The sequence below is a fragment of the Burkholderia sp. Ax-1724 genome, from assembly GCF_011752995.1.
Lineage (GTDB): Bacteria > Pseudomonadota > Gammaproteobacteria > Burkholderiales > Burkholderiaceae > Paraburkholderia.
Window position 1 is genome coordinate 98,592 of sequence record NZ_VWWL01000020.1, and the last position, 23,095, is coordinate 121,686.

31 protein-coding genes are annotated in these 23,095 nt (G+C 66.2%); 16 read left to right on the top strand and 15 right to left on the bottom strand.

All coding sequences use genetic code 11. The annotated features are described in order from the left end of the window. The first annotated feature begins 3 nt into the window (after positions 1-3). From F3J19_RS23230 to F3J19_RS23245, 4 genes are all read left to right on the top strand, one after another. Positions 4-912, top strand: coding sequence for a hypothetical protein (locus tag F3J19_RS23230; RefSeq protein ID WP_167046629.1), 909 nt, complete (start codon positions 4-6; stop codon positions 910-912). A 13-nt stretch (positions 913-925) separates the two neighbouring features. Further along, a complete protein-coding gene (locus tag F3J19_RS23235) occupies positions 926-1,156 on the top strand; it encodes a hypothetical protein (protein WP_167046632.1) in 231 nt (76 codons plus the stop codon). A 541-nt stretch (positions 1,157-1,697) separates the two neighbouring features. Continuing rightward, positions 1,698-1,982: a hypothetical protein gene (locus tag F3J19_RS23240; RefSeq protein ID WP_167046635.1), complete on the top strand. Its 285-nt coding sequence runs from the start codon at positions 1,698-1,700 to the stop codon at positions 1,980-1,982. Between the two features lie 48 nt (positions 1,983-2,030). Further along, complete coding sequence (locus F3J19_RS23245; protein WP_167046638.1) at positions 2,031-2,648, top strand: LPD29 domain-containing protein; 618 nt, start codon at positions 2,031-2,033, stop codon at positions 2,646-2,648. 100 nt (positions 2,649-2,748) lie between these two features. Here the strand turns inward: F3J19_RS23245 and F3J19_RS23250 are convergent, their stop codons facing one another. Both F3J19_RS23250 and F3J19_RS23255 read right to left on the bottom strand, forming a co-directional pair. Beyond that, the gene (locus F3J19_RS23250; RefSeq protein ID WP_167046641.1) at positions 2,749-3,096 is read right to left on the bottom strand and encodes a hypothetical protein; all 348 of its coding nucleotides are present in this window, start codon (positions 3,094-3,096) and stop codon (positions 2,749-2,751) included. A gap of 20 nt (positions 3,097-3,116) precedes the next feature. Then, entirely contained in the window at positions 3,117-3,731 is a 615-nt protein-coding gene (locus F3J19_RS23255; protein ID WP_167046644.1) for a ParA family protein, read from the bottom strand. A gap of 600 nt (positions 3,732-4,331) precedes the next feature. Between F3J19_RS23255 and F3J19_RS23260 the strand changes: the two genes are divergently transcribed. The 9 genes from F3J19_RS23260 (at position 4,332) to F3J19_RS23300 (ending at position 12,157) form a co-directional block, all read left to right on the top strand. Next, entirely contained in the window at positions 4,332-4,751 is a 420-nt protein-coding gene (locus F3J19_RS23260; RefSeq protein WP_167046647.1) for a hypothetical protein, read from the top strand. A gap of 275 nt (positions 4,752-5,026) precedes the next feature. After that, positions 5,027-7,648, top strand: a complete 2,622-nt coding sequence (locus F3J19_RS23265; RefSeq protein WP_167046663.1) for a DotA/TraY family protein — start codon at positions 5,027-5,029, stop codon at positions 7,646-7,648. A 269-nt stretch (positions 7,649-7,917) separates the two neighbouring features. Next, positions 7,918-8,277 (top strand): hypothetical protein, encoded by a 360-nt coding sequence (locus F3J19_RS23270; protein ID WP_167046666.1) that lies wholly within the window; start codon positions 7,918-7,920, stop codon positions 8,275-8,277. 8 nt (positions 8,278-8,285) lie between these two features. Then, entirely contained in the window at positions 8,286-8,549 is a 264-nt protein-coding gene (locus tag F3J19_RS23275; RefSeq protein WP_167046669.1) for a hypothetical protein, read from the top strand. Between the two features lie 71 nt (positions 8,550-8,620). Beyond that, positions 8,621-8,875, top strand: coding sequence for a hypothetical protein (locus F3J19_RS23280; protein WP_167046672.1), 255 nt, complete (start codon positions 8,621-8,623; stop codon positions 8,873-8,875). A 1-nt stretch (position 8,876) separates the two neighbouring features. After that, positions 8,877-9,212 (top strand): hypothetical protein, encoded by a 336-nt coding sequence (locus F3J19_RS23285; RefSeq protein WP_167046675.1) that lies wholly within the window; start codon positions 8,877-8,879, stop codon positions 9,210-9,212. A gap of 11 nt (positions 9,213-9,223) precedes the next feature. Then, positions 9,224-9,835: a hypothetical protein gene (locus tag F3J19_RS23290; protein WP_167046678.1), complete on the top strand. Its 612-nt coding sequence runs from the start codon at positions 9,224-9,226 to the stop codon at positions 9,833-9,835. A gap of 2 nt (positions 9,836-9,837) precedes the next feature. After that, a complete protein-coding gene (locus F3J19_RS23295; RefSeq protein ID WP_167046681.1) occupies positions 9,838-10,872 on the top strand; it encodes a glycoside hydrolase family 3 N-terminal domain-containing protein in 1,035 nt (344 codons plus the stop codon). A gap of 16 nt (positions 10,873-10,888) precedes the next feature. Beyond that, positions 10,889-12,157, top strand: a complete 1,269-nt coding sequence (locus F3J19_RS23300) for a hypothetical protein (protein ID WP_167046684.1) — start codon at positions 10,889-10,891, stop codon at positions 12,155-12,157. A gap of 285 nt (positions 12,158-12,442) precedes the next feature. Here F3J19_RS23300 and F3J19_RS23305 read toward each other — a convergent pair whose 3' ends face one another. Continuing rightward, complete coding sequence (locus F3J19_RS23305; protein WP_167046686.1) at positions 12,443-12,745, bottom strand: hypothetical protein; 303 nt, start codon at positions 12,743-12,745, stop codon at positions 12,443-12,445. A 69-nt stretch (positions 12,746-12,814) separates the two neighbouring features. Then, entirely contained in the window at positions 12,815-14,005 is a 1,191-nt protein-coding gene (locus F3J19_RS23310) for a hypothetical protein (RefSeq protein WP_205193174.1), read from the bottom strand. A gap of 102 nt (positions 14,006-14,107) precedes the next feature. Between F3J19_RS23310 and F3J19_RS23315 the strand changes: the two genes are divergently transcribed. Further along, positions 14,108-14,350, top strand: coding sequence for a helix-turn-helix transcriptional regulator (locus tag F3J19_RS23315; RefSeq protein ID WP_020379619.1), 243 nt, complete (start codon positions 14,108-14,110; stop codon positions 14,348-14,350). Here F3J19_RS23315 and F3J19_RS23320 read toward each other — a convergent pair. The 11 genes from F3J19_RS23320 to F3J19_RS23370 form a co-directional block, all read right to left on the bottom strand. Further along, positions 14,347-15,012: a hypothetical protein gene (locus F3J19_RS23320; RefSeq protein WP_167046689.1), complete on the bottom strand. Its 666-nt coding sequence runs from the start codon at positions 15,010-15,012 to the stop codon at positions 14,347-14,349. The genes F3J19_RS23315 and F3J19_RS23320 overlap by 4 nt on opposite strands. After that, positions 15,009-15,146, bottom strand: a complete 138-nt coding sequence (locus tag F3J19_RS23325) for a hypothetical protein (protein ID WP_167046692.1) — start codon at positions 15,144-15,146, stop codon at positions 15,009-15,011. The genes F3J19_RS23320 and F3J19_RS23325 overlap by 4 nt, the downstream gene beginning before the upstream one ends. Next, a complete protein-coding gene (locus F3J19_RS23330; RefSeq protein WP_167046695.1) occupies positions 15,143-15,466 on the bottom strand; it encodes a hypothetical protein in 324 nt (107 codons plus the stop codon). The genes F3J19_RS23325 and F3J19_RS23330 overlap by 4 nt, the downstream gene beginning before the upstream one ends. Then, positions 15,463-15,708 carry a hypothetical protein gene (locus tag F3J19_RS23335; RefSeq protein WP_131753335.1) on the bottom strand — a complete coding sequence of 82 codons (246 nt, stop codon included), beginning with the start codon at positions 15,706-15,708 and terminating at the stop codon, positions 15,463-15,465. The genes F3J19_RS23330 and F3J19_RS23335 overlap by 4 nt, the downstream gene beginning before the upstream one ends. 30 nt (positions 15,709-15,738) lie before the next feature. Beyond that, positions 15,739-16,122 carry a hypothetical protein gene (locus F3J19_RS23340; protein ID WP_167046698.1) on the bottom strand — a complete coding sequence of 128 codons (384 nt, stop codon included), beginning with the start codon at positions 16,120-16,122 and terminating at the stop codon, positions 15,739-15,741. A gap of 1 nt (position 16,123) precedes the next feature. After that, on the bottom strand, positions 16,124-16,375 hold the full coding sequence (locus F3J19_RS23345; RefSeq protein WP_167046701.1) for a hypothetical protein: 252 nt from the start codon (positions 16,373-16,375) through the stop codon (positions 16,124-16,126). 247 nt (positions 16,376-16,622) lie between these two features. After that, on the bottom strand, positions 16,623-17,093 hold the full coding sequence (locus F3J19_RS23350; RefSeq protein ID WP_167046704.1) for a hypothetical protein: 471 nt from the start codon (positions 17,091-17,093) through the stop codon (positions 16,623-16,625). Between the two features lie 111 nt (positions 17,094-17,204). Continuing rightward, positions 17,205-17,777, bottom strand: a complete 573-nt coding sequence (locus tag F3J19_RS23355; RefSeq protein WP_167046707.1) for a topoisomerase DNA-binding C4 zinc finger domain-containing protein — start codon at positions 17,775-17,777, stop codon at positions 17,205-17,207. Positions 17,778-17,791: 14 nt separating this feature from the next. Continuing rightward, on the bottom strand, positions 17,792-18,094 hold the full coding sequence (locus tag F3J19_RS23360) for a hypothetical protein (RefSeq protein WP_167046709.1): 303 nt from the start codon (positions 18,092-18,094) through the stop codon (positions 17,792-17,794). A 33-nt stretch (positions 18,095-18,127) separates the two neighbouring features. Further along, positions 18,128-18,424 carry a hypothetical protein gene (locus tag F3J19_RS23365; RefSeq protein WP_167046712.1) on the bottom strand — a complete coding sequence of 99 codons (297 nt, stop codon included), beginning with the start codon at positions 18,422-18,424 and terminating at the stop codon, positions 18,128-18,130. Then, positions 18,421-18,888 carry a hypothetical protein gene (locus F3J19_RS23370; protein WP_167046715.1) on the bottom strand — a complete coding sequence of 156 codons (468 nt, stop codon included), beginning with the start codon at positions 18,886-18,888 and terminating at the stop codon, positions 18,421-18,423. The genes F3J19_RS23365 and F3J19_RS23370 overlap by 4 nt, the downstream gene beginning before the upstream one ends. 1,133 nt (positions 18,889-20,021) lie before the next feature. On the opposite strand from F3J19_RS23370, the gene F3J19_RS23375 reads away from it, so the two are divergent. Next, positions 20,022-20,462 (top strand): hypothetical protein, encoded by a 441-nt coding sequence (locus F3J19_RS23375; protein ID WP_167046718.1) that lies wholly within the window; start codon positions 20,022-20,024, stop codon positions 20,460-20,462. Positions 20,463-20,464: 2 nt separating this feature from the next. Then, entirely contained in the window at positions 20,465-22,951 is a 2,487-nt protein-coding gene (locus F3J19_RS23380; RefSeq protein ID WP_167046733.1) for a type IV secretion system DNA-binding domain-containing protein, read from the top strand. Positions 22,952-23,095 lie beyond the last annotated feature (144 nt).

A 23,095-nucleotide genomic window follows, 5' to 3' on the forward strand; every position in this document is an offset into this window, starting at 1 on the left:
CGCATGACCACCCTTCTCAAACGCGAGCGCCAAGCGCTGATCGCCCGCTGGATCGACGAAGCCCACGTGCGCCACGTGCCGGGCGCCGTCACGGACGCCTTTGGCCTGTACAACGGGTTCTGCCAGCACGTCGGCGCCGTCGCCGAGGCCGTGCAGACGAGCGAGTTCGCTGCGGCGTTGCGCAAAGCGCTGGGCCGCAACCTCGCGACGGTCTGGCAAGGCCGGCCGCACCACGTGGCCGTGCTGGCCGACAACGTGGCGTCGTACCAGACCGGCGACGACTTCGACCTGCTGCCGGGCTTCGACCCGGCCCCTCCGACCGCGGCCGAGCGCTCGGTGTGGAACTGGCCGCATCTGCGCTTGCGCGCGGCGGTCGAGCAGGAAATCGCAGCAGGCCGGCAACTCGCCATCGGCGCGCGCTCCCATTGGCTGATGGGCTACGACGGCAACGCATGGCGTCCGGCGGACGACACGCGGTTGCGCGCGGCGTTCGCCCGTTGCTTCGATTTGTTCGGCATCGAGACGATGGGGCAGTCCGCGTACCAGATGGCGCTCGACGCCGTGATGAAAGACCTCGCGGTGCCGTTCCTGATGCTGGCCCGCAACGCCGCCGTGACCGTCGAACGTTCCGGCCGACTGCGCGCCTACCGCGTGCAGCCGGGCACCGGCTCACCGCAGGACCGCTGGATCGACTGGGCCGAGGTCGATGACGCCGGCACTTACCGGCCGGTCGCCCAGCGCGGTGAGGCCCACGTGCTCGACGCACTGCTGTCCGACGTGTCGTTCCACGATCAAGACGTGCTGTACGACATGCTGCGGGAGCAAGCACACGTCTGCGCCGAAGCCCGCGAACTCCGCCAGGCCGCGGCCGAAACCGCCGCACCGGCCGCGCCCGCGCGTCGTCGCTTGTAACTGGAGCCCCATCATGGCTCGCCAGCCTCGCAACGTCGGCGATTTCATCCGCGAGCATCACGCCGAGATGCACGACCCGGCCACCACGCCCGAGCGCGAGGACGAACTTTGGGCCATGTTCGAGCAGGCGCTCGCGGACGAGGACGCCCGCATGACGCCGGAGGAGCGGGCCGCCGAGGCCGCCAACCGGCGAGCGTGGGCGATGGTGGACGCGGTCACGTCGGCAGGACAGGCCAGGCGCTAACCGCCGCAGGCGTCACCGGCGCCAGCGGAGTGACCAAGGGCGGCGATAGCCGCCCGTTTTGCGTGAGCGCTCGCGCAAAACCCACCCGGCGCTCACGCACCGGCCACTCCGCCCGCGCAGCCTTCGGCCTGGAGGCGGGCCGATTCCCTGGGAGAACGAACGACAAAGGGCCGGTCAATATCGACCGACCCTTTGCAACCGGGAGTACAGCACAGCGCATCGACGGACACCACGCCGTCGATGACCCACGGTAACACCCGTACGGAAAAACACAACATCTCGAACGGCGAAAGGCCGTGCGGTTCTCCCGCGGCCGATCGCGCTCCGTACCCCGTTCGTTGAAGAGCCGCCGGTGGTCGCCAAAGGCCGACGCATAAGCCAAGCCGTCACTTTTGAGCGCAAGGGTCGCGTTGCTCACGACGGCACCCGGTCCCGCTGCGCGGGCGTGCGGCTTTGTCGTGCCCTTGCGCTCGTGCCGGCCTGGCTTCTTATGCGCCTGGGCGACACCGACAGCAGACCTTTCAACGAACGGAGCACAGGCATGAGCGCAACCAGCCAGAACCACCCGAACAGCAACCCCCTTAACGGCGGGCTCCCCCAACTGCAGGTTGAAAACGTCCACGTCCACGGCGTTCGTGAAGCGGACGGCGAATGCCTGATCGACGACCTGAACCCGCAGTTTTTCACGGTGTACCGGCGCGAGGCGGACGGCACGAGCGAAGCCCTCGACGACTTCACGACCCACGCGGCGGCGATGCGCCATGCCCGCGCGGTGGCCGGTGGCCTGCGCGTCGTCGATTACGTCGAAAACATCTACCCGCACTGATCGAACACACCAAACAAACCAAACAAATCAAACAAGGACGAGCGCACCATGAGCGATACCCTCTACCTCTCCGCCGCCGACACGGCCCGCCTGATTCGCGCGTCCCTTAAGGAAGCGTTCCCGGGGGTCAAGTTCTCGGTGCGTTCGTCCACGTACTCCGGCGGCGCGTCCGCATCGATCCGCTGGACCGACGGCCCGAACGAGGCCCAGGTCGAGGCCGTGACGGACCGATACAGAGGCAGTTACTTTGATTCGAGCATTGACTACCGCGGCAGCGTGCATCACATGGAAACCACGCCGGACGGTTTCCGCAAGGTGTCGATGGGCGTTGATTTCATCCACACCAACCGCGACCATTCGGACGCCGCGGTACAGCGTGCGATCGACGCGGTGTACCGCCGTTTTCAAGGCAACTTCGAGCGCGACGGCATCGCCCGCCCGACGGTCGAGGACTACCGCAACGGCGCCCTTTGGAACGTTCGCTTGTCGGGCCTGCACGACTGGAACGGCCGTAGCCTCTCGCACGACGTGAACATGGTCTTGCACAAGCACTCGTTCGTGTTCAAGGTCGAACCGAGCAAGACGGCCGGCCGGTACTTCGTGACGCACGACGATGGCTATTCGATGATGTGCGGCAGCGGCCACACCGTTGCGCCCCGCGACTGATGTTTGTTTGTATCAAACAAACCAAACGTATCAATCAAACCGTATCAGAAGAAAAGCCCCTTTTCAGGGGCTTTTTTGCGTTCCGCTCGACCGGCGCCGATCACTTCCCGTTCTCGACGTGCAGCGTTTTGCCCTCGGCGAGCAACTGGTCGAGCATCGCATCGGCCAGCGCCACCAGCACGACCGTCGCCGGCCCCCGGGCGTACTTCTCGATCCGCTCGCGCAGCGCGTGCGGAATGCGGACCTGCGTGGCGGCGGCATCGCGCCCGCCGATCGCCGCCTTGCACGTCACCACGGGATCTCCCACGGAACGATCGCTCGTGCGCAGGTTGAAGAACGGGCGCTCCGGCGACTGGAAGGCGACGGCGTGCGCGACATCCTCCACGGCGGCCAGCAGGTTGTGTTCCGGCTTGGCAGCCAGGCGGGCGAGGGAGTTGCGATTTTCCATGATGAACATCTCCAAAAAAGTTAGGCAGCGGCCAGATCGACCAGGCTTTCGACGACGCGGCCGAACTCGGCCCGCGCCTCGCTCAACCCGCGAATGCCAGACTTGTCCGCGCCGAAGATCGTGAGGCCCCGCGCGACCGTCGTTTGATACGCGGCTTTCCGTTTCTTCACGAACGGACGCCCTACGAAGTCCGCCAGGAAACTAACGTCGCTGGCGTAGTTCGTTTCCACCCTGTTCGGAACCAGCAGGACGCGCCGGCCCTTCGCTTCCAGTTCGCTTCGACCACGTACCGTCGAGGCCGCATCGAAAAACGACGACGGAAGAACGGGCATCAGGATCACGTTGCCTTTCAGCGTTGAGGCCGCGACGGCCGGCGCGTAGGGCGCGTGATCGTGGATCACGACATCGTAGCGATCGGCCCGCGCCGCCGAAGCGGACACGTCGAACGCGGGCACGAGGCCGTATTGCTTCGCTCGCGCTTCCCACGTTCGTGCCGACTGCTGCGCGTCCGCATCGACGAGCAGCACACGGCGGCTCGCATCTTCCGCGGCGAAGAATGCGGCCAGGTTCAACGACAAGGTGCTCTTGCCCGAGCCGCCCTTGGGGCTCCAAACATCGACGGTCAACATCGGCATGGTCTGTACTCCTCTAGATCGTGGTGGGTGGTATGTATCGTTTGTTTGATACATCCGATACATCCCACGTTCTCGTACACCCAGCCCGATGTCAACGGGTACGGTTCGAGTACCGTACCTAGAGAAATACAAACGATACAAATCAAACACACCACACCACGGCCGCGCACCACCGCGCGTCCTGCTGCGTGTTCCCACGCCGGCACCTGGTCGCATCGTTCGCACCACGTCGTGCGCTCGATCCCGCCGTTTCCCGACGCATACGCCCACCGTCCGAGTCCCCGGCAAGGGCACGCGTTGCTTTCGTCGGCACCCGGTCCGCTGCGCGGCTGCGGCTTTCTCCGAACCCTGGCCGGGCCGGCCGGAATGGCGTTGTCATGCGTCACGGCAGGCTCCGAAGCGCACAACTCACAACGGAACGAGGGCAGACGATGACCAGGCACCCGCAACACGCAGCAGCAAAGCAACGTCCCGCAGTTCCGCGGCCCCACGGCACCACCCAAGCGCAGCACGTAGCAACTACTTGAGTTTTTCGCAGAACCTGGTGTACTGCAGATACCGCGTTGGCATCAACGCACCGCACACTGAACGGAGAGGACGATGGCACGCATCGAAGGACGTTTGAAAATGCTCGGCGAGGGTCGCGTGGACCAGTACGGCTGGACGATTCGCACGGTCGCGGAAATCGGCGATCAAGAAATCCACAACCTGCGCGTGTCGCCGCGGTTGAGCAACTACCTGAACGTCGGCGAGCCCGTTGCGCTGGGCGTGCAGCGCATCCTTGGCTCCACGACCGTCTACGCCGTCGCCAGCCCGGACGGGCGCGTGCGCCACGGCGCGATCGGCGGCCTGCTGTTCCTGCTGATGTTGTACGTCCTCGTGGGCCTGTTCTGCTGGCACGAAATCGCGAACCACGGATCGGCCCTTTACGGCGCAGCGCTCGCCGTGATCGGCTGGATGGCCTTGGGTCCGCTCAACGCAATCCGCTTGTGCGTCGCGTTCGATCCGATGAAAACCTGATCGACGGCACCACGTCCTAACGTCCCACCAAGGCGGCTCCGGCCGCCTTTTTTGCGTTCATCGCCGAAGGCTCACCGGCGGCAGCGACCGGCCGGCGCGTGAGCGCCCGGGCCTGCACGGGCTTCGCACCCCCGTACATGCCTGGGAACCCAAACTATTTTTTTCGTACACCCCGTTCTGCGCTTGACCCGCGCGTGGCTCGAGTTAGCCTGGTGTTGGTGCCAACTGCTCAACCGGCACCACCCGCTCTTTAACAACTCGCCCGAGGCCATTCCATGCGCCGACTTTTCAAGACCCTCGCCGGGCCGCTCGCCCTGTTTGCGTTGCTGTTCAGCGGCAACGCGCACGCAGTGGACCTTTTCACCCCGCCCAGCACGGATTGGGTGATGGTCCACGTCATGCCGCTGCTCGGCGCCGGTTCGGACGCGTCGGCCAGCCCGTTCAGCCCACTTTTCGCCGTGTTGAACGGCGCGTTGATGTTTCTCGGCGGCCTGCTCGCAGCGTACGTCATGGTCGCTGGCACCGTAGCCACCGCACACGACGGTGAAATGCTGGGAAAAATGTGGAGTTCGATGTGGGTACCGATCCGCACGATGATCGGCTTCGCGGGCATCTTGCCGGTGAAGGGCGGGTTTTGCCTTATCCAGTTGATTGTTCTCTGGCTCGCGACGAACGGCATCGGCCTCGCCGATACGGTCTGGAGTACGTACCTGTCGAACTGGACGCAGCAGACCGCGACCTACACGAGCCCGGTGCTCGACGTGAAGGCGCGATCGCTGTTTGAGTCGCTGGTGTTGAGCAACGTGTGCTACGAGAGCGTGCGCGGCACGTACGCCAGCGCACCCGCGGACGATCAAGCCACGATCGCCGCGTTGAACAACGGCCAAGACATTTCGTCGGCGGTGGGCGCGACCTGGTTCAGCAACCTCGACGCCAACGGTGCGGGAACGGTCGGCTACAACTTCGGCCGGACCGGTGACGGTTCGACGTACGCCGCGTGCGGCACCGTGACCGCCACGCTCAAGGGCACCACGGCCAACGCGGTGAACGCCAGCACCGACGCGGCCGGGCTGCAGACCGCCACGGCTTGGCTCAACGCGGCGCCTGCTACGGGCGCGATCGAGTCGGCGCACGTCGATGCGCTGAAAACCATGCAGGTCGCTGCAGACAACCTCGCCAAGCAGATGGTGGGCACCGCGGGCAACGGCGCGCTCCCCCCGGCAACGGTCAACGCGGCGATCGACGCCGCCGTGAAGGCGTACGAATCCTCGGTCAACGCGAAGGCCAATGCGGCGTTCACCGCGGCGATGGGCAGCGGTAACCTGGCCGTTAACTTGGCCGCCGACGGGTTTGTGGTCTCGGGCGCCGAGTGGGCGGCGCTGGCTCGCGCTAAGTCGGACGTGAACGCGTCGGTCTCGAACGTGCCGACGGCGGTGGACGGGATGACCGCCGGCAAGGTGGGCTGGCTGGGCATTTTCGACAACCAGACCGACTCGGACGTGAAGCACGCGAAGGCACTTCTCGACGCGGCGGACACGCAGGCCGCAGCCAAGTCCGGCGGTGGCGGTGGTGACGACAAGTTCGCAAAGATCGTCAACGTGTTCGCGGGCCACGGATTCACGCTCACCACGGACCCAAACGAAGACCCGATGATGCGCGCGTACGACGTAGGGCAAGGGCTGTTCACCGCCGTGCAAGACGCTGGCACCGCTGCTGCGACGCTGATGGGGCTGGCCGCCGTCCCGGCCGTCGGCCAGATTGTGGTCGCCTTGGCCTCGCTGGTCGGGGGCCTGTTCACGCTCATCGCGTCGCTCTTTCTCGCGCCCGGGTTCGTACTCTGCTTCGTGCTGCCTATGATGCCGTTCTTCGCCGTCGCCCTCGCGGCCTTCGGCTGGCTCGTCATGCTGTTCGAGTCGCTGGTCGCGGCGCCCTTGTGGATGGTCTCGTTCCTCTCTCCGAATCACGGCTCCGACGGCATCGGCTCGCAAAAGCAAGGCTTGATGATGATCTTGAGCCTGTCCCTTCGCCCGGCCTTGATGACCATCGGTGTGTGCGCGGCTTACGTCCTGATGGGGCCGATCGGGTTGTTTGCCAACACGATGTTCGGCGTGGCCTTTGGCGCGACGAGCGGCGGTGGCGGCGGTTTGTTCGAACTGATGCGCATGATCGCGGGTGCGATCCTGTTCATGGCGTTTCTGGTCTATTGCGTGCGGCACTGCCTGAAGTTGATCACGTCGGTGCCGGACAACGTTCTCGACTGGCTGGGCGGTGGGCATGGCGCCGTGCTGGGCGGCCACGTCGAAGACATGAACCGCGGTACTGGCGCAGCCAGTTCGGCCGGGGCCGCAGCGGCAGGCGGGGCGCTCGGCTCGGCCGCCACGGGTGCGGCGAAGGGCATGGGCGCCTTGCGCGACAAACTCGCTGGCGCGAAGAAGGAGCGTGAGCGCGATGTTGGCGAGGGCCGTGAGCGGGGCGGCTGGGCCCACGTCACGGAACCTGGGAAGCGCACGCCGGCGGGTGGCGGTCGTGGCGACCTGCCCCCCGAGCCTACGACGCTGAAGGACGCGAAAGCCGCGGCCGGTGGTGCCAAGCCGAACGGTACCGGCCAGCCGGGCGGAACGACCAGCACGACCAGCACGACCGGTACGACGGGCTCGACCGACACGGGCACGAGCACGAGCCGGACGGATGGTACGACCGGCACGAAGCCCGAAACGGGCGATGCGGCGCAAGGCAAGGGCCTGGCTCAATCGCTCGACGCGGCGCGGCAACGCATGAGCGAGGCGCGTGATCGCCTGGTCGATCCGGGCGAGCGCAAAGCCGAGGCTGAAAAGCCGGAGGCCGGCGGCGCACCGACCGCCGAGAAGGACGCCAGCAGCAACACGACCCCGCGGTAACGGGCCGAAGGCGGATCGACCAAGGGGCGCGCAAGCGCCCCATTCTTTTTGCATGGGTGCGCGTACAACCATCGCCAGCGCCTACACCAACACCTTCAAACGGGCGCGTTCCGCGCTGGCGATCCGCTACCGCCCACCCTCAAAAAACACGGCTTTTCTGGGGAAAACGGCCGTTTTCGGGCCGCCAAGCCCTTGCTAAAGCCGGTGCTCGAGGTAGCCTGGGTTCATAGCGTTTGTGCCAACGCTCAACCACCCATTGGAGACCAACGATGCACGACCTCGACCATCACCTCACAGAGCGGACGGCGAACCGCGCTTACCTGATGCAGACCGCCGTCGCGCACATCGGCGCGATCGCATTCTCCCTCAACCTCGCGTTCGGCGTGATCGAGGCCAGCGACGGTCACTGGACCAACCTGCTCGGCCGGCTGGGCGTCGCCGCGTTCACCGGCGCCGTTTGGTTCAGCGGTTCGTTCCGCGCAAATCTGATGCGTCAACGTGCGACCGAGGGCCGACCGCTCGAACTGCTGCGCCGCCCGAGCGATTGGCTTCCGAATCCGTTCGGCTTCACGCGCTCCGTACTCGGCAACGCCGACGTGCAACTGCTCCCCCCGGACACGACGAAGTGAGGCCCGCCATGCGCATCATGAACCTTCCCGAAATCGCCCAGATCGTCCGTCACGTCCGACTCGGCCTCTTCATCGTCATGGCGTCGATCGGTGCGTGGCAAGTCGCCGACGCGCTGCGCGGACCGGCCGACCAGGCGCCGGGGCACCTGATCGTCGCCGCGGTGAGCATCGGCGTTGCGGCACGGTTCTACCTCGCAAAACGCTCGCAGTTCAACCTCGCCGCCGCCGCGATCGAGCGCACGGCCGCTCGCAACCGCAAGACCACCCCGTGAGGCCCGTCATGCAAACCAGCCCTCGCAAAGTCAAAACGAAAACGGGAAGCAAGCGCCCAACGCGGCCTTGGGTGTCGGAGCGGAACAAGCAAGTCCGCGCGCACATCCTTGCGCAACGCAAGGCTCGAACGCTCACGCCCGGCTTGCGCGACATGCTCGCCGCATGGGACGCCGCACAAGCCGACGCGAAAGCGCTCCTCGCGGCCCAGCAACGGGCGTACCGCGACCCGGCCCGCACGTTGAGCCTCGCCGCCGACGTGGAACCGTCGGACCTGTCGCCCGCCTGGCAGGCCACGCTCGACGGCCTCGCGCCCACGGAGGTATGACATGCAAGCCCGCTTCCTTCTCGCCGTCGTCGTCGCGCTCGCGTGCAACCTGGCCCACGCCGGGCCGCTCACGCTGGACGAGACGATGACCGCACGCCGCGCGCTCGACAACGTGCAAACGCTGGAGGCCCGCACGGCCCAGCAACCCGACGTGCGCGCCTGGATGCTCGACCAAATCAGCACCGCCCGCGCGTCGCTGGAAACCGTGCAGCGCACCGACGCCAAGCAACGGTTGATCGACGTGGCGATCCGCGCCCGCGTGGCGGCGATGCTGCTGAACAACCCGATGCTGGGCGTCGCGGCCGGCACGGTCGAACAACTGGCCCAGCGCCTCTGATGGAGTCCGCCATGCAAAACCCGCACGAAAACCAGCCCTGGTTCGAGCCGTTCGCCGCCGGTTTCGCCGCATGGTTCGGCACGGCCGGCGCACCGCCGCGCGACCATGCCATCGCCGTCCCGCTGCTCGCCAAAGCCGCGAGCCTTGGGCACGGCGGTTCGGCGCTGCTGCTCGACACCGTGCTCTACGAACTCTCCGCCGACGCGAGCGCGCGTTCCGACGAGCGGAGTGCTCGGTCGCTGGCCCGCCTCGCGCTCGCGTACCGCACCGCAGCGTTCTGGACGGACAACAACGACCCGGACGTTGAGCCGGACCACGAGAACGCCGAGCAATGGAACCGAGCCCGCGCAACGCCTTACGAGCCCCGGTTGTGGGCGGCGATCGACGCGTTGCAAACCGACCCGATCGCGGCGCTCAACCGGTTTGAAGCGCTGGCGCTCGACGGGCACCCGGTGCAGGCGTTTTTCCTCGCCGGCCTGGCCGCCGAAGAAGCCGCAGACCGTGCGCAAGCGCCGGGCGAGGTGGACCGCCTGATGCAGCGCGCCCGGCACAACCTGATCCGCTCCGCGAGCGCGGGCAACCGCGCGGCGCAAAAACGCCTCTTCGCGCACCTCAAGGCTTGACCATGCGCCGAGTTCTCAAAACCATCGCCGCGGCACTGCTCGCAGCGCCCATGCTGGCCCACGCCGCACCGTTGCCGACGCCCGACGACCTGCGTTCGTTGTTCGTCGTCGAGAACCCGCCGCTCACGAACGAGTTCGGCGCGCTGCTGATCCGCAACCAGTTCGACGCACGACCCACCATCGCGTGCGACCTGCGCAAAGCCCATCCGTCCGCCCTGATCCTCACGGATCAAGAGGGCGGCATCGTGCGCGACCTGAAGAACGTGGAAGCACCGCCCGCACCGTGGGACGTACCCCGCATGACGGCCGGCGAGTTCACGGCGCAAGTGAAGCGGGCCGGCGACGCTCTGGCGAACAGTTGTGTGGACATCGACAACGCGCCGGTGGCGGAGGTGCAGGACGCGCAGCGCAGTTACAGCAACGACCCGCAGCAGGCCGCGACGATCGCCGCTCGCTTCGCGCAGGCCATGACCGAGTCCGGCATCGCCCCGGTGATGAAGCACTACCCGGGCAAACTCGCCTCGTGCAAGCCCGTGGCCTCGCTGCCGGGCTATCAACTTCGCAAGGGCAGCCACGAGGTCGAAAACTGCCCCGGTCCGGCGGCGGACGTGTGGCGCATGGCCGATGCGTTCCCCGTGAACGCGGCCCCGATCGTGATGATGAGCAACCGCGTCTACCCCGGCGTGTCGCCGTTGCCCGCGGTGCTCGACCCGGTGTACGTCCAGCGCTTGCGCGCGGCCGGCTTTCACGGCCTCGTCATGACCGACGCGTTGTGGGAAATCTCGAACCGCCCGCAGGCCGTCGTGCAGGCGTTGCAGGCTGGCGCCGACGTGATCCTGCTGCCACAACCGCGCCAGGTCGATGAAGCGATCCCGCTGATCCTCGCCGCGTTGCAATCCGGCGCCCTCGACCCGGCGGTGATGCGCGACCGGCTCGACCGCGTGGCCGCGTTCAAGGCCGCGGCCATCGCCCGACGCACCCCGTCGCCCGACGGGCTTCTGAACCTCACGCTCGCGCCAGCAGGCGCGGCGCACTGAACATCGGAGACCACCCATGAACACCATCAACGACGAAGCGTACGACGAGGACGACGACGACCTGGACGACGACGAGGACCACGCGCTCGACTCAGACATCGCGCTTGACCGTTTCACCGACCGGGCGATGCGCCACGGCCGCCGCGCGGCGACGTGGCTATTGGTCGGTGCGGTCGCCGAGGTCGCGGTGCTCGCCGGCCTCGATTGCATCGAACCGTCGCTTTCAAAATGGCTGATCCTGCCGGTGGTCGTGACCACGGTGGCCCTGATGCTCACGATCGTTGTGCTGATCTGCAAGCGTTGGAACCGGCATCGCGAGCGCATGGAGAGCGTGCTGCAGGACGCGATGGTGTGGCGCAGTGACGTGCAACAGAAGCGGGAAGGCGAGGAGCGAGCGTACACGCGGCGTCACTTCGCGCGGATCGAAGAAGAGAGGCTCGACGCACTTCGCGAAGAAATGACGTGGAGCGTCGGCCCGGCCCCGCTGTACATCGACGCCGACGATCACGAAGCGATCGCGGCTTACGAGCAGCGGCGCGAGATCGGCCCCGAGTTCGGCGACCTCTTCGACGCGCTGGACGGGCCGGACGACCCGACCGACGGCGACGCGGAGTCGGACAACGTGCCCAACGTGCCCGCGGTGCAGGCGTGGGTGCAGCGCTGGGCCGACGTGAAGCCCGCCAAGAAACCGCGGCCGGTCGCGCTCGTGAAGCGGCACACCGATGCCGAGAGCCGGCGCCTTGAACGCGAACTTTGCCGCTCGATCGGCCGGCATTGGGGCGGTGCGTTTCACCGGCTGATCGCTGAAGGTGCGGACGTGAACGGTCACAACGGCAGCGGCCAGCCGCTTCGCAAAGCCGTGTTGCACGGCCGGCTGGAGCACATCTCCTGGCTGCTCACGCTGGGCGCCGACCCGAACCGCCAGGCGTTCGGGCGAACGATGCTCGCAACGTTGATGGTGCAGGTCGATATGCAGGTCGATGAAGGCGACGGCAACGGGGACGATTTCGAGTGGCCCGAAATCATCGAACTGCTCGCGCGGTTCGGCGCGAACCCGCACATCGAAAACGAACACTACGATTCCGACTCGGACGCCGAAGGCCCGACCGCGTGGCCGTTCATTTGCCGATACCCCGTGCTGTACGAGGCGTTCATGAAGGGGCATAACGCCTGGCTGCAGGCCGACCTCGACGGTCGCCGCTTGCTCGCCGACGCCCGTGGCCTGGCTGAAGTCGCCGACGTGACGCGGGCCATGCTCGACATCGCACGGATGGGCCGGGCCTGATCGCTTGCGACGGAGGCCGCAGGCGGATCGACGGGGCGCGCAAGCGCCTCGTTTTGTCTTGCACGGAGGCGCGTAAAAACCCGGGGCCGGAGGCCCATCCGATGCTGGCTCCCATCGCCACGGGCACCATGAAAAAAGGCCCTGAAAAAGGGCCTTTTTCTGCGTCGTGGCGATTCAGCGGCTTGCCCACCGCCTCGCGCTGCGCGCGACCTATGGATATGTCGGCTCTTGCGTGCGGCAGGGCCGCGGCCGACATACCCACAGGCAAGGGCCGTGGACAACCCTTCACCGGAAGCCGCGCATGTCCATCGCCGCGCCGAGCCGGTTGTACCACTCCTGCGCGCCTCGTCCCGTGTGGAAGTAGACGCGGTGCTGCGGCCGGTCGAGGTCCGTCGTGCTGATCACGATGTGCGGCTTGACCATGCCGTTCGATGTACTCACCTCGACGGTTCGCACCTGGTCGAACGGAATGATGCGCGGTGCGGTGAACCAGCCCGTTTTAACGAGCAATCGCCGGCTCGTCGGGTCGAGTTCGAGACGGCAGCGGCCGAATCCTTGGGTGTGGCGGTGCGTGGGATTGAACGACATGGTGTTCTCCGTTGATGTTGAATGCAGAAACGGCCCCTCGCGGAGCCGTCAAAAATCAGGTGATGCGGTTCAGGGCAGGAAGCCGTCGAGCCGTTGGTACAACGTGGCTTCGAGACTGTTGGCGCCGTCCGCGGTGTGCAGCAGCAGGGGCGACCCGTTAGCGTCCTTGAACGTGGCGTTGAACGCCGTATCGAAGGCCGTTTCCAGTTGCGGTGAAATCGAGCCCGCACCGCCCACGCAGGCGTTGTACTGGCCGGTGGGCATTCCGGTCGTTTGCGTGGCCGGTGGGATCGTCCCCGACGGGATCGGCTGGGCGCACAGGGCCATCGCGTCGGCCCTGTACGTGGCGACGAAGTTCTTCAGGTTCGTCAAGCCATAGCCCAAACCGCCCGGCGCGCTGCTGGTCAAATACTGCAACGTCGCCTCGTACGCGCCGTACGCGTTCAAATCGGTGTTCGGGTTCGACGCGGCCAGCACGTCGCCGGCCTGGACGGTCGCCAGCACGCTGGTTTTCGTGCCGATGCTCTGCCCTGCGACCGTTTGCGCCGTACCTTCTTGAAACCAAATCTCACCGCCGCCGAACGGCTCCATGAGGGAGTACAGCGCCGCGTGCGTGCTTTCGTGCGTGGTCAAGGGCACCAGCACGTCGAGCGACGTGGCTCCCGGGTAGCGGGTGTCAAAGTTCGGGCTATCGGCGCTCATGAGTTGCATGACCGGGCCGGGCAACCCGAGCACCGTCTGGCCCGTGATCGCCGTTCCGGTTTCACCGATGCCTTGACCGAGGGCCTTGTCCACGCACACGACGACCTTGTTCTGGCCGTCGAACGCCGTGCCCGTCGCAGGCAGCGCCAGCGCCGTGCGAACGGTCGGGAGTGCCTGGTTCTCGAACTGGTCGGCCGCGAGTTCTTGCGCCTTGACGCTGGCGCCGGCCGAGAACACGATCACGTCCGGCGCGTCCACCACCGTCGTGCTCACCGTCGAGCCCGAGCAGGCCGATTGCAGCCCGCTGGTGCCGACGTACGAGTTGAACGACGGCCCGGAGTAGTTCGTCACAACGTCACCGGCGATGTCGGACGGAGGCGTGTAAGCGGCGAGAAGCGCCTGGCCGTTGCTCGTGCTCGTCGTCGTGGTGCCGGTGCCCGTGCCAGAACCCGAGCCGGAACCGGACGAACCACCGCCACCGCCACCACCACCGCAGGCGGCCAGAGCGAAGGACACGGCCGCAGCGGCGGCCACCGTTTTCAGCATGTTGCTCATCATGAAACCCCCGTGATGTGGTGTTGTGCGACCCGTCTGGAGTCGCCAGATGTTACCAAAATAGGCCAGAATGGCCTATTGCTGCGTTGCAGGGAGCATGTCGCCATGCTTCCCTCGATTCACCACCCTCGTTACGCCGTCGTTCAGACCCATTTGCGCCGTGTGCGCAAGGGGGCCGGCTTGACCCAGGTTCAACTCGCCGAACGTCTTCAGGTCGATCAAACGTACGTTTCAAAACTCGAACGTGGCGAGCGATACATCGACCTGCTTTTCTACCTCGACTGGTGCCGGGCCTGCGGTGCCGAACCGTCCGACGCCGTGGCCGCGCTTACGAAGGCCGGCGCTTAACCCTCTTGCCGATCGTTCGGCGGAGGCTCAACCGGCGGCGCCGGCTCGCCCACGTCAAGACCGTCGAACGCCACCGGCCCCGGCTCCTCGTGCTCGTCGAGCAACGACGGGTTGCGCAGCGCCGCGTTGATCAACCGGCGCAACGCACCCTCACGGCCGAGGCCGTGGTCCGCCGCGATCGCGTCGAACTCGGCGAAGCGACCGGCCGGTACGTGCAGCAGAACGACATGGTGCGACGCCGCTTCGCGCTCTTCGACCCAAACGGCCAGTTCGGCCGTCACCGTGTAATCGACGAGTTTTCGCACCAGGTTCGCGAAGTTGTACGCCGGGGACATCGCCAGCGCCGGGCGCGGTTGCGCACCGTAGTACCAGGCGCGCAGGTCCGCATCGTCCGGGGCCGGCTCGTCGCACATCGCGGCGAGCGCGCGGTACAACGGCAGCAGGCCGCAGGAGTCGACCAGCCCGATCGACAGCGCTCCATCGCTGGACCGCTGGTACCGCACCTCGTGATCGACGCCGGACACCGTGACCAACATGGTCGCATCGGCCGAGCCGTCGTCCGAGCCGTCGATGAACCCGAGGCGCACCGACGCCTCCACGGCCTTTAGCATGGCGGCGAAGCGAAGTTCCTGGACCGTGTTGTGGGCTTTTGTGCCGTTCATGACCGTACCTCGCTCGCTTGCGCGTTCCGCAGCCGTTCTTGCCGCGCATGACGCTCCGCCCGGCTGATCCGGCGATCCTGCCGCGCCTTGCGTTCCGTACCGCTCATTTGCTTTTGCTTGCGCGTGTTCGTCATGCCTGCTCCTCGTCGTCGATCCAGAGGTCGGCGTACGCTTTCGCGCACGCCAGGCGCCGCTCACCGCGGAACGACAGGCCGAGGTGCCGGTCCAGCCGTTCCTCGCTCGTTTGCCACACGTCGCTCGACAGCAGCGACGCAGCGCACAGCACGAGCGGGAGACCGGCCAGCGCGAACAGACCGGGCAGAAGGTTGTGCCAGGCCAGCAGCACGACATCGACGGCGAGCAGAGCGACGGCCGCGGAGAGCAGCACCGCAATGGCGACGCCGCGAAGGTCCACGCCGCGAGCGCGGGCCAGGTTCATGGGGTTGCGGATCATGACGTGCTCCCTTCGGTTCGGGTTTGCGTGGGCTTGGGCTTGCGCAGAAACGGCCAGCACAAATACACCATCCAGACCATCGCGAGCACGAACAGGCCGGTGATGAGGGCGAGCACGGCGTTCGGGTGGCGCACCCATCCGGCGATGGTGGCGAGGACCGACGAACCGACGAAAATGCCCAGCAGGGTGAAGAACACGGCGACGGACGTGAGCGGCGGCGGAACAGGGTTGAGGTCGTGCATGGTGCAATCTCCCGGAGAAGGGGTTAAGGACTAATCGGCGGTTTCGTACAGGCTCTTGTGTTCCATCTCTTTGAGCGTCGCGCGCATCCGGGCCAGGTACGCCTCGGCCGATCGGAGGTCTGCAGCACGCTCGTGCGACTGCTGATTCAGGTACACCGCCGCCACGATCGACACGACCGCGAGGGAAGACTCGACGGCCGCAAACGTCAACAGCGCGGTGGAGGCTTGGTCCGTGACGGCGAGCGTTGCGACGCCGCCGATGGTCACGACCAGCGAGGCGGCCGAGGCGGAGACGCTGCATCGAAACGCGATCGCGTTCCGGCGCAGCGCGGCGCGGGCTTCGGCCCGCATCCGCTTGGCGCGCTCCTTGCGGCGCTCCCACGGACGAACGCTGAACCGGACGCGCAGGGTCATGTCATGCTCCGACCATCTCGAGGTAACGGCGAACGAACGCCTCGCGCTCGAGGGGCGTGAGGCTTTCCATCGCAAGCAGGCCCGCAGCGATGTAAGCCGTGCGCGAAACCCCGATGTGCTCGCGCTCGCGGTCGGCCGTCGCCACAACGCTTCGCAGCATGGACATCGACCCGAGACGCACGCGGTCTGCCGCGTGGCGGTTCAGCCAGGCGTGCCAGCGCAGCGTTGAGGGCGAAAGCGGACGTGTGGGCATGGGAACGGAACTCCGGGAAGGTTGCGCGTTGGTGCCAACGCATAGAGCCAGGCTACCTCGAGTACGAACTAAAGCAAGCCGGTACAGGGACGTACCGCAAAAATAGTTGGGGCTCCCAGGCGACAACGGGCGTAAGCGGATCGGGCCACCGGCCCGGATGGTTTCGCGAGGCGTGCCAGTAACAACGACATGGACCGCATGAGCGGCCCAAGGTCTTTCCGTGCGCTTCGCGAAAACGCACCGGCGCTCACGCACCGGCCGACCCGCTGGCGCCCATCCGCGCGAGTGCCTGGTTCAGCATGACCGCCTGGTTCAGCGTCACCGCCAGGTCCGCCAACGTACGGAGGCCGTCGGCGTCGAGCCGCACAGGCTTGTTCGCCAGAAGGTCACGGTGAAGCCGCGCGGCCGTTTCCACCATGCGAGACGCCCGCGCCTCGCGCTCTTCCCGAGCCCATCGGAGCAGGAACGAGGCGGTTTCATCGTCGTCGATGGACGCGTACGCCTCCTCGCGCTCACGCGAGGCCGCGTTCAGCCGGTCGATCGACGCGGTGAGGCGATCGAGCACCGGGATGGTTTCGGCGTTGAACGCTTGCACGGCCGCGTTCAACGCCACCGCGGACGCGGTGCGGTCCTGCAGGGTCGGCGGTTCAGCGACCGGCGCGGTGGCCGCCGGTTGAGTGGGTTGAGTGGGCTTCTTGAAGTTGAGCGGGATGGACATGGTGCGTTCTCCGAGGTGTGGGCGCCGACACGGCCCCCTTGTACCGACCCGACCCGCCGTGAGGCGGACACTGGGTCGGAACAGGGACAAGCCACCGCTACAGCCGAGGCATCAGAAGCCGTCCGGCGACCAGGACGAGTGCTTGCAGGCCGGGAAGGCCGAGCAAGCGTAAAACGGCTTGCCCGCGGTCTCGGGCTTGGTGGAGATTTTCTCGACCATATGCCCGTGACCGCACACCGGGCAGATCGGCCCGGTCGGCTCGGCCGATGCGGCCGGCGTCGCCGGAGCCGTCAACGCATTGACCAAGCCTTGCTGCTGGTCGGCGATGATGAAGACGTGGTTTTGTATGGAGGAGATACGGACGCCGAGGTCGTCGAGCATGTCCGCCGTGGCCCGCGCCTGCGCGTCGGCCATTCGCTTCGTCATATCAGCCAGCGCATCGTCCAAGACTTTCGCCGATGCGCCGACGACCCGCCGCTCCATCGACGCGACAACCTCCTCGTACAAGGCACGTTGCTGCTCCATCAGGCGCTCGGTCTCGGCGTGAGCGTTGCTCTCGCGCAAGGCCGCATCGTGGACGTACGCCGCCAAGGTTTGGCCGGCGGCGTCCGCCGCTCGCTGAACGATCGCCGCCTCGCTCGCAGAGAAACGGACTCCCTTGAACACGGTTCGGGCTTCTTTCATGACGATCTCCAGGATCAAAGGCGTTTGCGGGCACGGACCACCGGCGCGGCCGGTTCCTGCAGCAAGCCCCAGCGCCGCACGCGGCTCCGCTGAACCGGCCCGCGCTCGAACGCCTCGAACCGACGGCGGTACGCAGCCGGCGGAACCGGGTTGAGCAGCACGACGTGGACGTGCGGATGCTCCGGCTCGGGTTCGGCGTCGAGGAACAACGGCGTTTTCCACAACGCGCCCACGCGCGCCAGGAACGTGTCGAGCGCCTGATCGACGGCCGGCGTGCTGGTGAGGTACGTGGGTTGTTTGGTGTGGACGGTGATCATGAAGGTTCTCCAGAAGGTTGAACAACAGGTTGGTCAAGCAGGGGCGCGGGCGAGCCGCATGTAGCGCTTCAGGTACAGCACGCGTTCACGGTCCGGTAAGGACAACCAGGCGAGCAGAGCAGCGCCAAGGTGATCCGCGATGCGGGCCGAGGCCGTCGCTTGCTCCGGGCCGGTCAAGCCGTTGCTTTTCTCGACCCAGACCGCGTGATCGACACGGCACCGCTTCACGTCGTCGTACACTTTGCGAACGATCGCCGTTCCCACGGCTTGACGGGTCGGCTCGCGCCGCTTGCGCGACTCGCGGGAACGCACGGTACCGGGGCTGATCATGACGACACCTCGTCGGGTTCGTTCAGGCTATTGAAGTCGAACGGCGAACCGTCGCGCGCCGCATCGGGCGCCTGCGGTTCTTTGTGCGCCTCGATCGACGCGGTGGCGGGAACCGCCACCGCGTCGCGCTGGCTTTGCTCGGCGTGGAACGCACGCATGTAGGCGGCGATGGCTCTCACGCGATCCTTCACCGGCGCTTTGTTGAAGTGATCGAGGGCCGCGCCGATGTACACGTTCAGCGTCGCGGCCTCGGCCGCACCGGCCGACGCACGGAACGCCGCCGAATGCTGCGCGTTGGCTTTCTCCAGGCGACTGAACGCCACCACGCCGTCCGGTTCCGTCGGGTCGAGGTTCTTCGCCGCATCGACGTACACCGACTTCAGGACCGATTGCCCAAGGTACGCCCGCACGCCTTTCCACTTGCTTCGGCAGGCAGCCATGCGTTCGCGCGAAGTCGTTGCCATGTTCATCCCCCAGAAATGCAAAGAGCCCGTGGATCACGGGCTCGAACGTTGAGCGCAGAAAAAGCGCTGATGACCATGTACTACCTCCAGCAATCACGGATAGCAACAGGTGACACTAACTTTTTTCGTCGCGGCGACGCTCGACCGTCCGGCCAGCACGCACCCCGACTTATTGATAAATAGTCCATAACAACGTCTGGTTTTCACAGGGCCGACGCGGGCACATGACGACCCGCTGAAAACGCCGCTTTTCGCCGTTTTGTTGCTTGCGACGCCGCACGCTCACAGGGTGCCCGAAACCTGGTCGCGGGCTCGCGTGCCGATCGGTTCATCCACCGCTCGAGTCCGTTGAGCAACAGGTGGCGACGAGCGGCCAGCGAAGCATTGCAACAGGTGGCGTTGCGGTGATGCGCTCGCGTTCGACCTCGTGTGCAACAGGTGGCGATCCAGCATCAACGCGGGGATTGCAACAGGTGGCGTTGCGCGTCGATCGGCGGTAGAGGGCGAGCATTGCAACAGGTGATTGAGAGGGCAACAGGTGATGACGATCGGCGGGTTGCAACAGGTGATGAACGGCGATCAAGCGAGGCACGACGACGACGGGAAGCGGACCACCAGCGGGCGACCAGCACCACACCGTCACCAGCGACAAGCAACCCCGACTGCAACACCGTCACCAGCAACAAACCAACGGCGTCACCAGCGACAACCAGGACTGGCGACGGTCAAAGGCGATCCCGTCACCAGCGACAAAGCAACACCGTCACCAGCGACAATCGTGGGTTGATGCGTGAGGCGGGTCGGTTGAAGCAACTGCGAAGACTCCCACAGCACATACAGCGCTCCGCGCGGTACCCGTTCCGCGTCTGCGACGCGGCCATGCGCCTGCGGCGCGCTATGTGCAGCAAGGCTTTGCGGGGAGCGGCTTTGAGTACACGTTTTTCAACGCCAAAGCCGCTCGACAACATCGGGAAATCTGCTGAACGCCATGCCTGGCAATGGTTTGCCGCAGCCGCTCATTTTTATTCGTTTGTCATGTCGTGGTGCCGCTCGTGGACGTTTGCCTTTAGGACTGCCTGGAGTTATTGCTGAAGGGGTAGCCGCCGTGCGCGGCGTCCGTTCAGGAGTGCACCGTGGAAAAGCAAACCATCCGCCTCGTCGCCGAGGAGATCGCCCAGGCGAAGGCCCTCGCCGAGGCCAGCAACATGACCGTCGCCGAGTGGTACCGAGAGACCATCCGCGATCGCCTCACCGGCGCGTCCGCCGTCGCCAGCATTCAGCGCGGGTTCGCCGAAGCGCTGCGCAACTTTCAGCGCGACATCGCCGCGGTGGACCAGCAACGTCACCAGGTACTCGTGAACCTGATGGCCGCCGCCGCGGAGAAATCGGCCGGTGCGGGACCGGTCGAGGCCGCCAAGCCGGTCTGCCCGAAATGCGGAGTCGGGCACATGGAACCCAAGCGGTTCACCAAGGGCGAGCACGAGGGCAAGCGGATTTACGCTTGCTCCAACAAGCCATGTTCGCTCTTCAGTTGGACGCCGGACGGCCAAACCCCCTACACCACGGAGGCGTGATCATGAGCAAGAAAGCCCACGACGGCATGGTCTATTGGTTCGCCCCGCCGCCCAACATCGCGCCCTCGCAAAAATACGCGGTGCGCTTCGTTGCCTTGAAGGAAGCGCTGGCCGGTCTGCTGTTTTATTTCATCACGCTGCCCATCGCGTGGCTCGCCGGTCCCGGTGACGTGGGCGGGATCGGCCTGCTCGCCGGGATCGGCGATACGTTCGGCGCGCTGTTCCACGCCGTGACGCACGGTCGTTTCTTCGCCGCCGAAGCGTACAACTTCGCGAACCTCTGGACGTACTACCTCCCGGCGACGCTGGCCCGGCTCGGGCTTGCCTCGATCCTGCCGCTCGGGATGGCAACGTACATCTACCGCGACCAGATCATCCCGCGGTGGCACAACATGGTGTACATCAGCGGGCCGCGACTGCTCGACGGGAAGGCGGCGGTGAGCGAAGCGATCCGCGAAACGAGCGGGCCGTCGTTCTCGGACACACTCACCGACCAAGGGATCGTCGCGGCGGTCCATCGACTGCTCCACCCGCCGAAGAAGAAACCGTACATGTCGGTTTGCCCGTCGCTCGGCAAGTTCAGCCGGACGTGGTGGACCAAGCACCTGATCATCGTCGGCAAGCCCGGGTCGGGCAAAACGATGATCCTGCTGCACATCCTCGACCAGATCGTGCTCGCCCCGATGCTGGGCGCGGTGAAGAACCGGGCCAAGAGCATCATCCTCGACGCCAAAGGCGACTTCACGTCGTTTTACAAGACCGCGATGATCCTCAACCCGTGGGACAACCGTTCGGGCATTTGGGACATCGCGAAAGACCTGGCCGACGTATCGGCGGCCAAGATGTTCGCGCAATGCCTGCTCCCGGCCAGCGACGGCAACGGGAAGTTTTTCGATGTCGCCAGCCAGAAGATCATGGTCGGCGTGATCCGCACGTTCCACCACACCCACGGCGGGGAGGGCTACGGATTCACCGAACTGTCGCAGCGGTGCCGGCTGGGCCAGCAGGGCTTGGCCGACCTGTTCGCACCGTACGTCGCCATCGACCCGCACATCGAGTTGGCCTACAACGACGTGAAGAACCCGGGGCCGACGGTCGATAGCGTGCTGTCCACGCTGTCCAACGGGGCCGCCCTGTTGACCGACCTGGCGATGGCCTGGCCGACCACGGTTCCCAACGACAAGCGCCCACGCTTCTCGTGCAAGGAATGGTCGTCCGACGACTGGAAAGGCCCGCGCCACATCCTGCTGCGCGGCAAGAGCGGCAACCCGTTGACCGTGGCGTTCATTTCCGCCCTGTTCAACATGCTCACGCCGCAGATCATGGACCTGGAGGATAGCAAGAAGCGCCACCTGTTCATCGTCTGCGACGAGTTCACCGCGCCCGGCAAACTGAAGATCGAGCCGTTGATCGACAAAGGCCGGTCCAAGGGCTGCTGCGTCATCTTGGGGTACCAAGACCCGAGCCAGATCGCAGAAACCTACTCGACGGACACGAAGAAAACGATCCTGTCGATGATCGGTTCCAAGATCATCTGCCAGATCGCGGCCGGCGACACGGCCACCGAACTGTCCGAAGCGATCGGGCGGATGCGGGTACTGGTCACGAACACCAGCACCAGCGCGACGCCCGGGGAAAAGGCCAGTCAAACCAGTAGCCGGAACGAAGAAACCCGCTTGACCGTCGCGACGCACGAACTGTCCGACCCCGAGGTGATCGGCCCGTACGACGTACCGACGTGGCGGGAACCGGCCGGGTTCCGGGTGCGCGCGATCTTGTCGATGGGCAAGGACGCGTTGCGGTTGTCCTGGCCGGGCCACGACACCGACGCTCGCATCGTGCGGCCGGTGAACGATCCGGCCTCGTGGGCGGCGGCCGTCACCGCGCCGCTGTCGCCGACGCCGCAACCGCCGGAGCCGCCGGAGCCGAACGAGCCCGCGCCGGACACCGAAGCCGCCGACACCAACACCAACACCACCCCCGAAACGGAGCCTTCGGCCCCCGAAACCGCGGCCAGCACCGAAGGCGGTCTCGAGTCCGACGATGCGGGCGATCCCGACGACCTGATGGGCCTGCTTGACGACGTGGCCGACCCGATGGACGACGACGGCGGCCCCGTGCAGGCGCTCGAACCGCCCGAGGCGCCCGCGCCCGCACCCGTCGCCGAGGCGAGCATCGCGGCGAGCGGGGAAACCATCGACGACGGGCCGGAGCAGGTTGTGAGCATCATCACGCGCGACGTGCGCGATCCCGTGGCCGCTGCGAAACTCGCCAGCAAGGCGCCGACGGAAACCGTGGGCGACGACCTTGACGAGGTGGCCGGCGAGGTCGCACGTTCCTACGCGGCCGATGCGGTCGGCGAAGCGATCGGCGTGGTCGGACTCGGCGGCCTGCTCGACGCCGTGAAGATCGTGGACATGTACCACGAGAGCAAGACGCCGACCGGCCCGACCAAGAAGCAGACCACCATCACCGTGCGCGGTCGGTGATCCGCAAACGCCCCCTCTATATAGAAGGGGCGTTTGCTGGACATCGTGCGGATCTGGAGCGAGGATGGATCAACGTTGGTGCCAACTGCATCACCACCCATCCGGCCCGTGACCCCACGGGCCGTTTTCGTTAACGGAGACCCA

Coding starts and splice junctions, on each gene's coding strand:
- F3J19_RS23230 (WP_167046629.1), top strand. CDS start 4: ATGACCACCCTTCTCAAACGCGAGCGCCAAGCGCTGATCGCCCGCTGG.
- F3J19_RS23235 (WP_167046632.1), top strand. CDS start 926: ATGGCTCGCCAGCCTCGCAACGTCGGCGATTTCATCCGCGAGCATCAC.
- F3J19_RS23240 (WP_167046635.1), top strand. CDS start 1,698: ATGAGCGCAACCAGCCAGAACCACCCGAACAGCAACCCCCTTAACGGC.
- F3J19_RS23245 (WP_167046638.1), top strand. CDS start 2,031: ATGAGCGATACCCTCTACCTCTCCGCCGCCGACACGGCCCGCCTGATT.
- F3J19_RS23250 (WP_167046641.1), bottom strand. CDS start 3,096: ATGGAAAATCGCAACTCCCTCGCCCGCCTGGCTGCCAAGCCGGAACAC.
- F3J19_RS23255 (WP_167046644.1), bottom strand. CDS start 3,731: ATGCCGATGTTGACCGTCGATGTTTGGAGCCCCAAGGGCGGCTCGGGC.
- F3J19_RS23260 (WP_167046647.1), top strand. CDS start 4,332: ATGGCACGCATCGAAGGACGTTTGAAAATGCTCGGCGAGGGTCGCGTG.
- F3J19_RS23265 (WP_167046663.1), top strand. CDS start 5,027: ATGCGCCGACTTTTCAAGACCCTCGCCGGGCCGCTCGCCCTGTTTGCG.
- F3J19_RS23270 (WP_167046666.1), top strand. CDS start 7,918: ATGCACGACCTCGACCATCACCTCACAGAGCGGACGGCGAACCGCGCT.
- F3J19_RS23275 (WP_167046669.1), top strand. CDS start 8,286: ATGCGCATCATGAACCTTCCCGAAATCGCCCAGATCGTCCGTCACGTC.
- F3J19_RS23285 (WP_167046675.1), top strand. CDS start 8,877: ATGCAAGCCCGCTTCCTTCTCGCCGTCGTCGTCGCGCTCGCGTGCAAC.
- F3J19_RS23290 (WP_167046678.1), top strand. CDS start 9,224: ATGCAAAACCCGCACGAAAACCAGCCCTGGTTCGAGCCGTTCGCCGCC.
- F3J19_RS23295 (WP_167046681.1), top strand. CDS start 9,838: ATGCGCCGAGTTCTCAAAACCATCGCCGCGGCACTGCTCGCAGCGCCC.
- F3J19_RS23300 (WP_167046684.1), top strand. CDS start 10,889: ATGAACACCATCAACGACGAAGCGTACGACGAGGACGACGACGACCTG.
- F3J19_RS23305 (WP_167046686.1), bottom strand. CDS start 12,745: ATGTCGTTCAATCCCACGCACCGCCACACCCAAGGATTCGGCCGCTGC.
- F3J19_RS23310 (WP_205193174.1), bottom strand. CDS start 14,005: ATGATGAGCAACATGCTGAAAACGGTGGCCGCCGCTGCGGCCGTGTCC.
- F3J19_RS23315 (WP_020379619.1), top strand. CDS start 14,108: ATGCTTCCCTCGATTCACCACCCTCGTTACGCCGTCGTTCAGACCCAT.
- F3J19_RS23320 (WP_167046689.1), bottom strand. CDS start 15,012: ATGAACGGCACAAAAGCCCACAACACGGTCCAGGAACTTCGCTTCGCC.
- F3J19_RS23325 (WP_167046692.1), bottom strand. CDS start 15,146: ATGACGAACACGCGCAAGCAAAAGCAAATGAGCGGTACGGAACGCAAG.
- F3J19_RS23330 (WP_167046695.1), bottom strand. CDS start 15,466: ATGATCCGCAACCCCATGAACCTGGCCCGCGCTCGCGGCGTGGACCTT.
- F3J19_RS23335 (WP_131753335.1), bottom strand. CDS start 15,708: ATGCACGACCTCAACCCTGTTCCGCCGCCGCTCACGTCCGTCGCCGTG.
- F3J19_RS23340 (WP_167046698.1), bottom strand. CDS start 16,122: ATGACCCTGCGCGTCCGGTTCAGCGTTCGTCCGTGGGAGCGCCGCAAG.
- F3J19_RS23345 (WP_167046701.1), bottom strand. CDS start 16,375: ATGCCCACACGTCCGCTTTCGCCCTCAACGCTGCGCTGGCACGCCTGG.
- F3J19_RS23350 (WP_167046704.1), bottom strand. CDS start 17,093: ATGTCCATCCCGCTCAACTTCAAGAAGCCCACTCAACCCACTCAACCG.
- F3J19_RS23355 (WP_167046707.1), bottom strand. CDS start 17,777: ATGAAAGAAGCCCGAACCGTGTTCAAGGGAGTCCGTTTCTCTGCGAGC.
- F3J19_RS23360 (WP_167046709.1), bottom strand. CDS start 18,094: ATGATCACCGTCCACACCAAACAACCCACGTACCTCACCAGCACGCCG.
- F3J19_RS23365 (WP_167046712.1), bottom strand. CDS start 18,424: ATGATCAGCCCCGGTACCGTGCGTTCCCGCGAGTCGCGCAAGCGGCGC.
- F3J19_RS23370 (WP_167046715.1), bottom strand. CDS start 18,888: ATGGCAACGACTTCGCGCGAACGCATGGCTGCCTGCCGAAGCAAGTGG.
- F3J19_RS23380 (WP_167046733.1), top strand. CDS start 20,465: ATGAGCAAGAAAGCCCACGACGGCATGGTCTATTGGTTCGCCCCGCCG.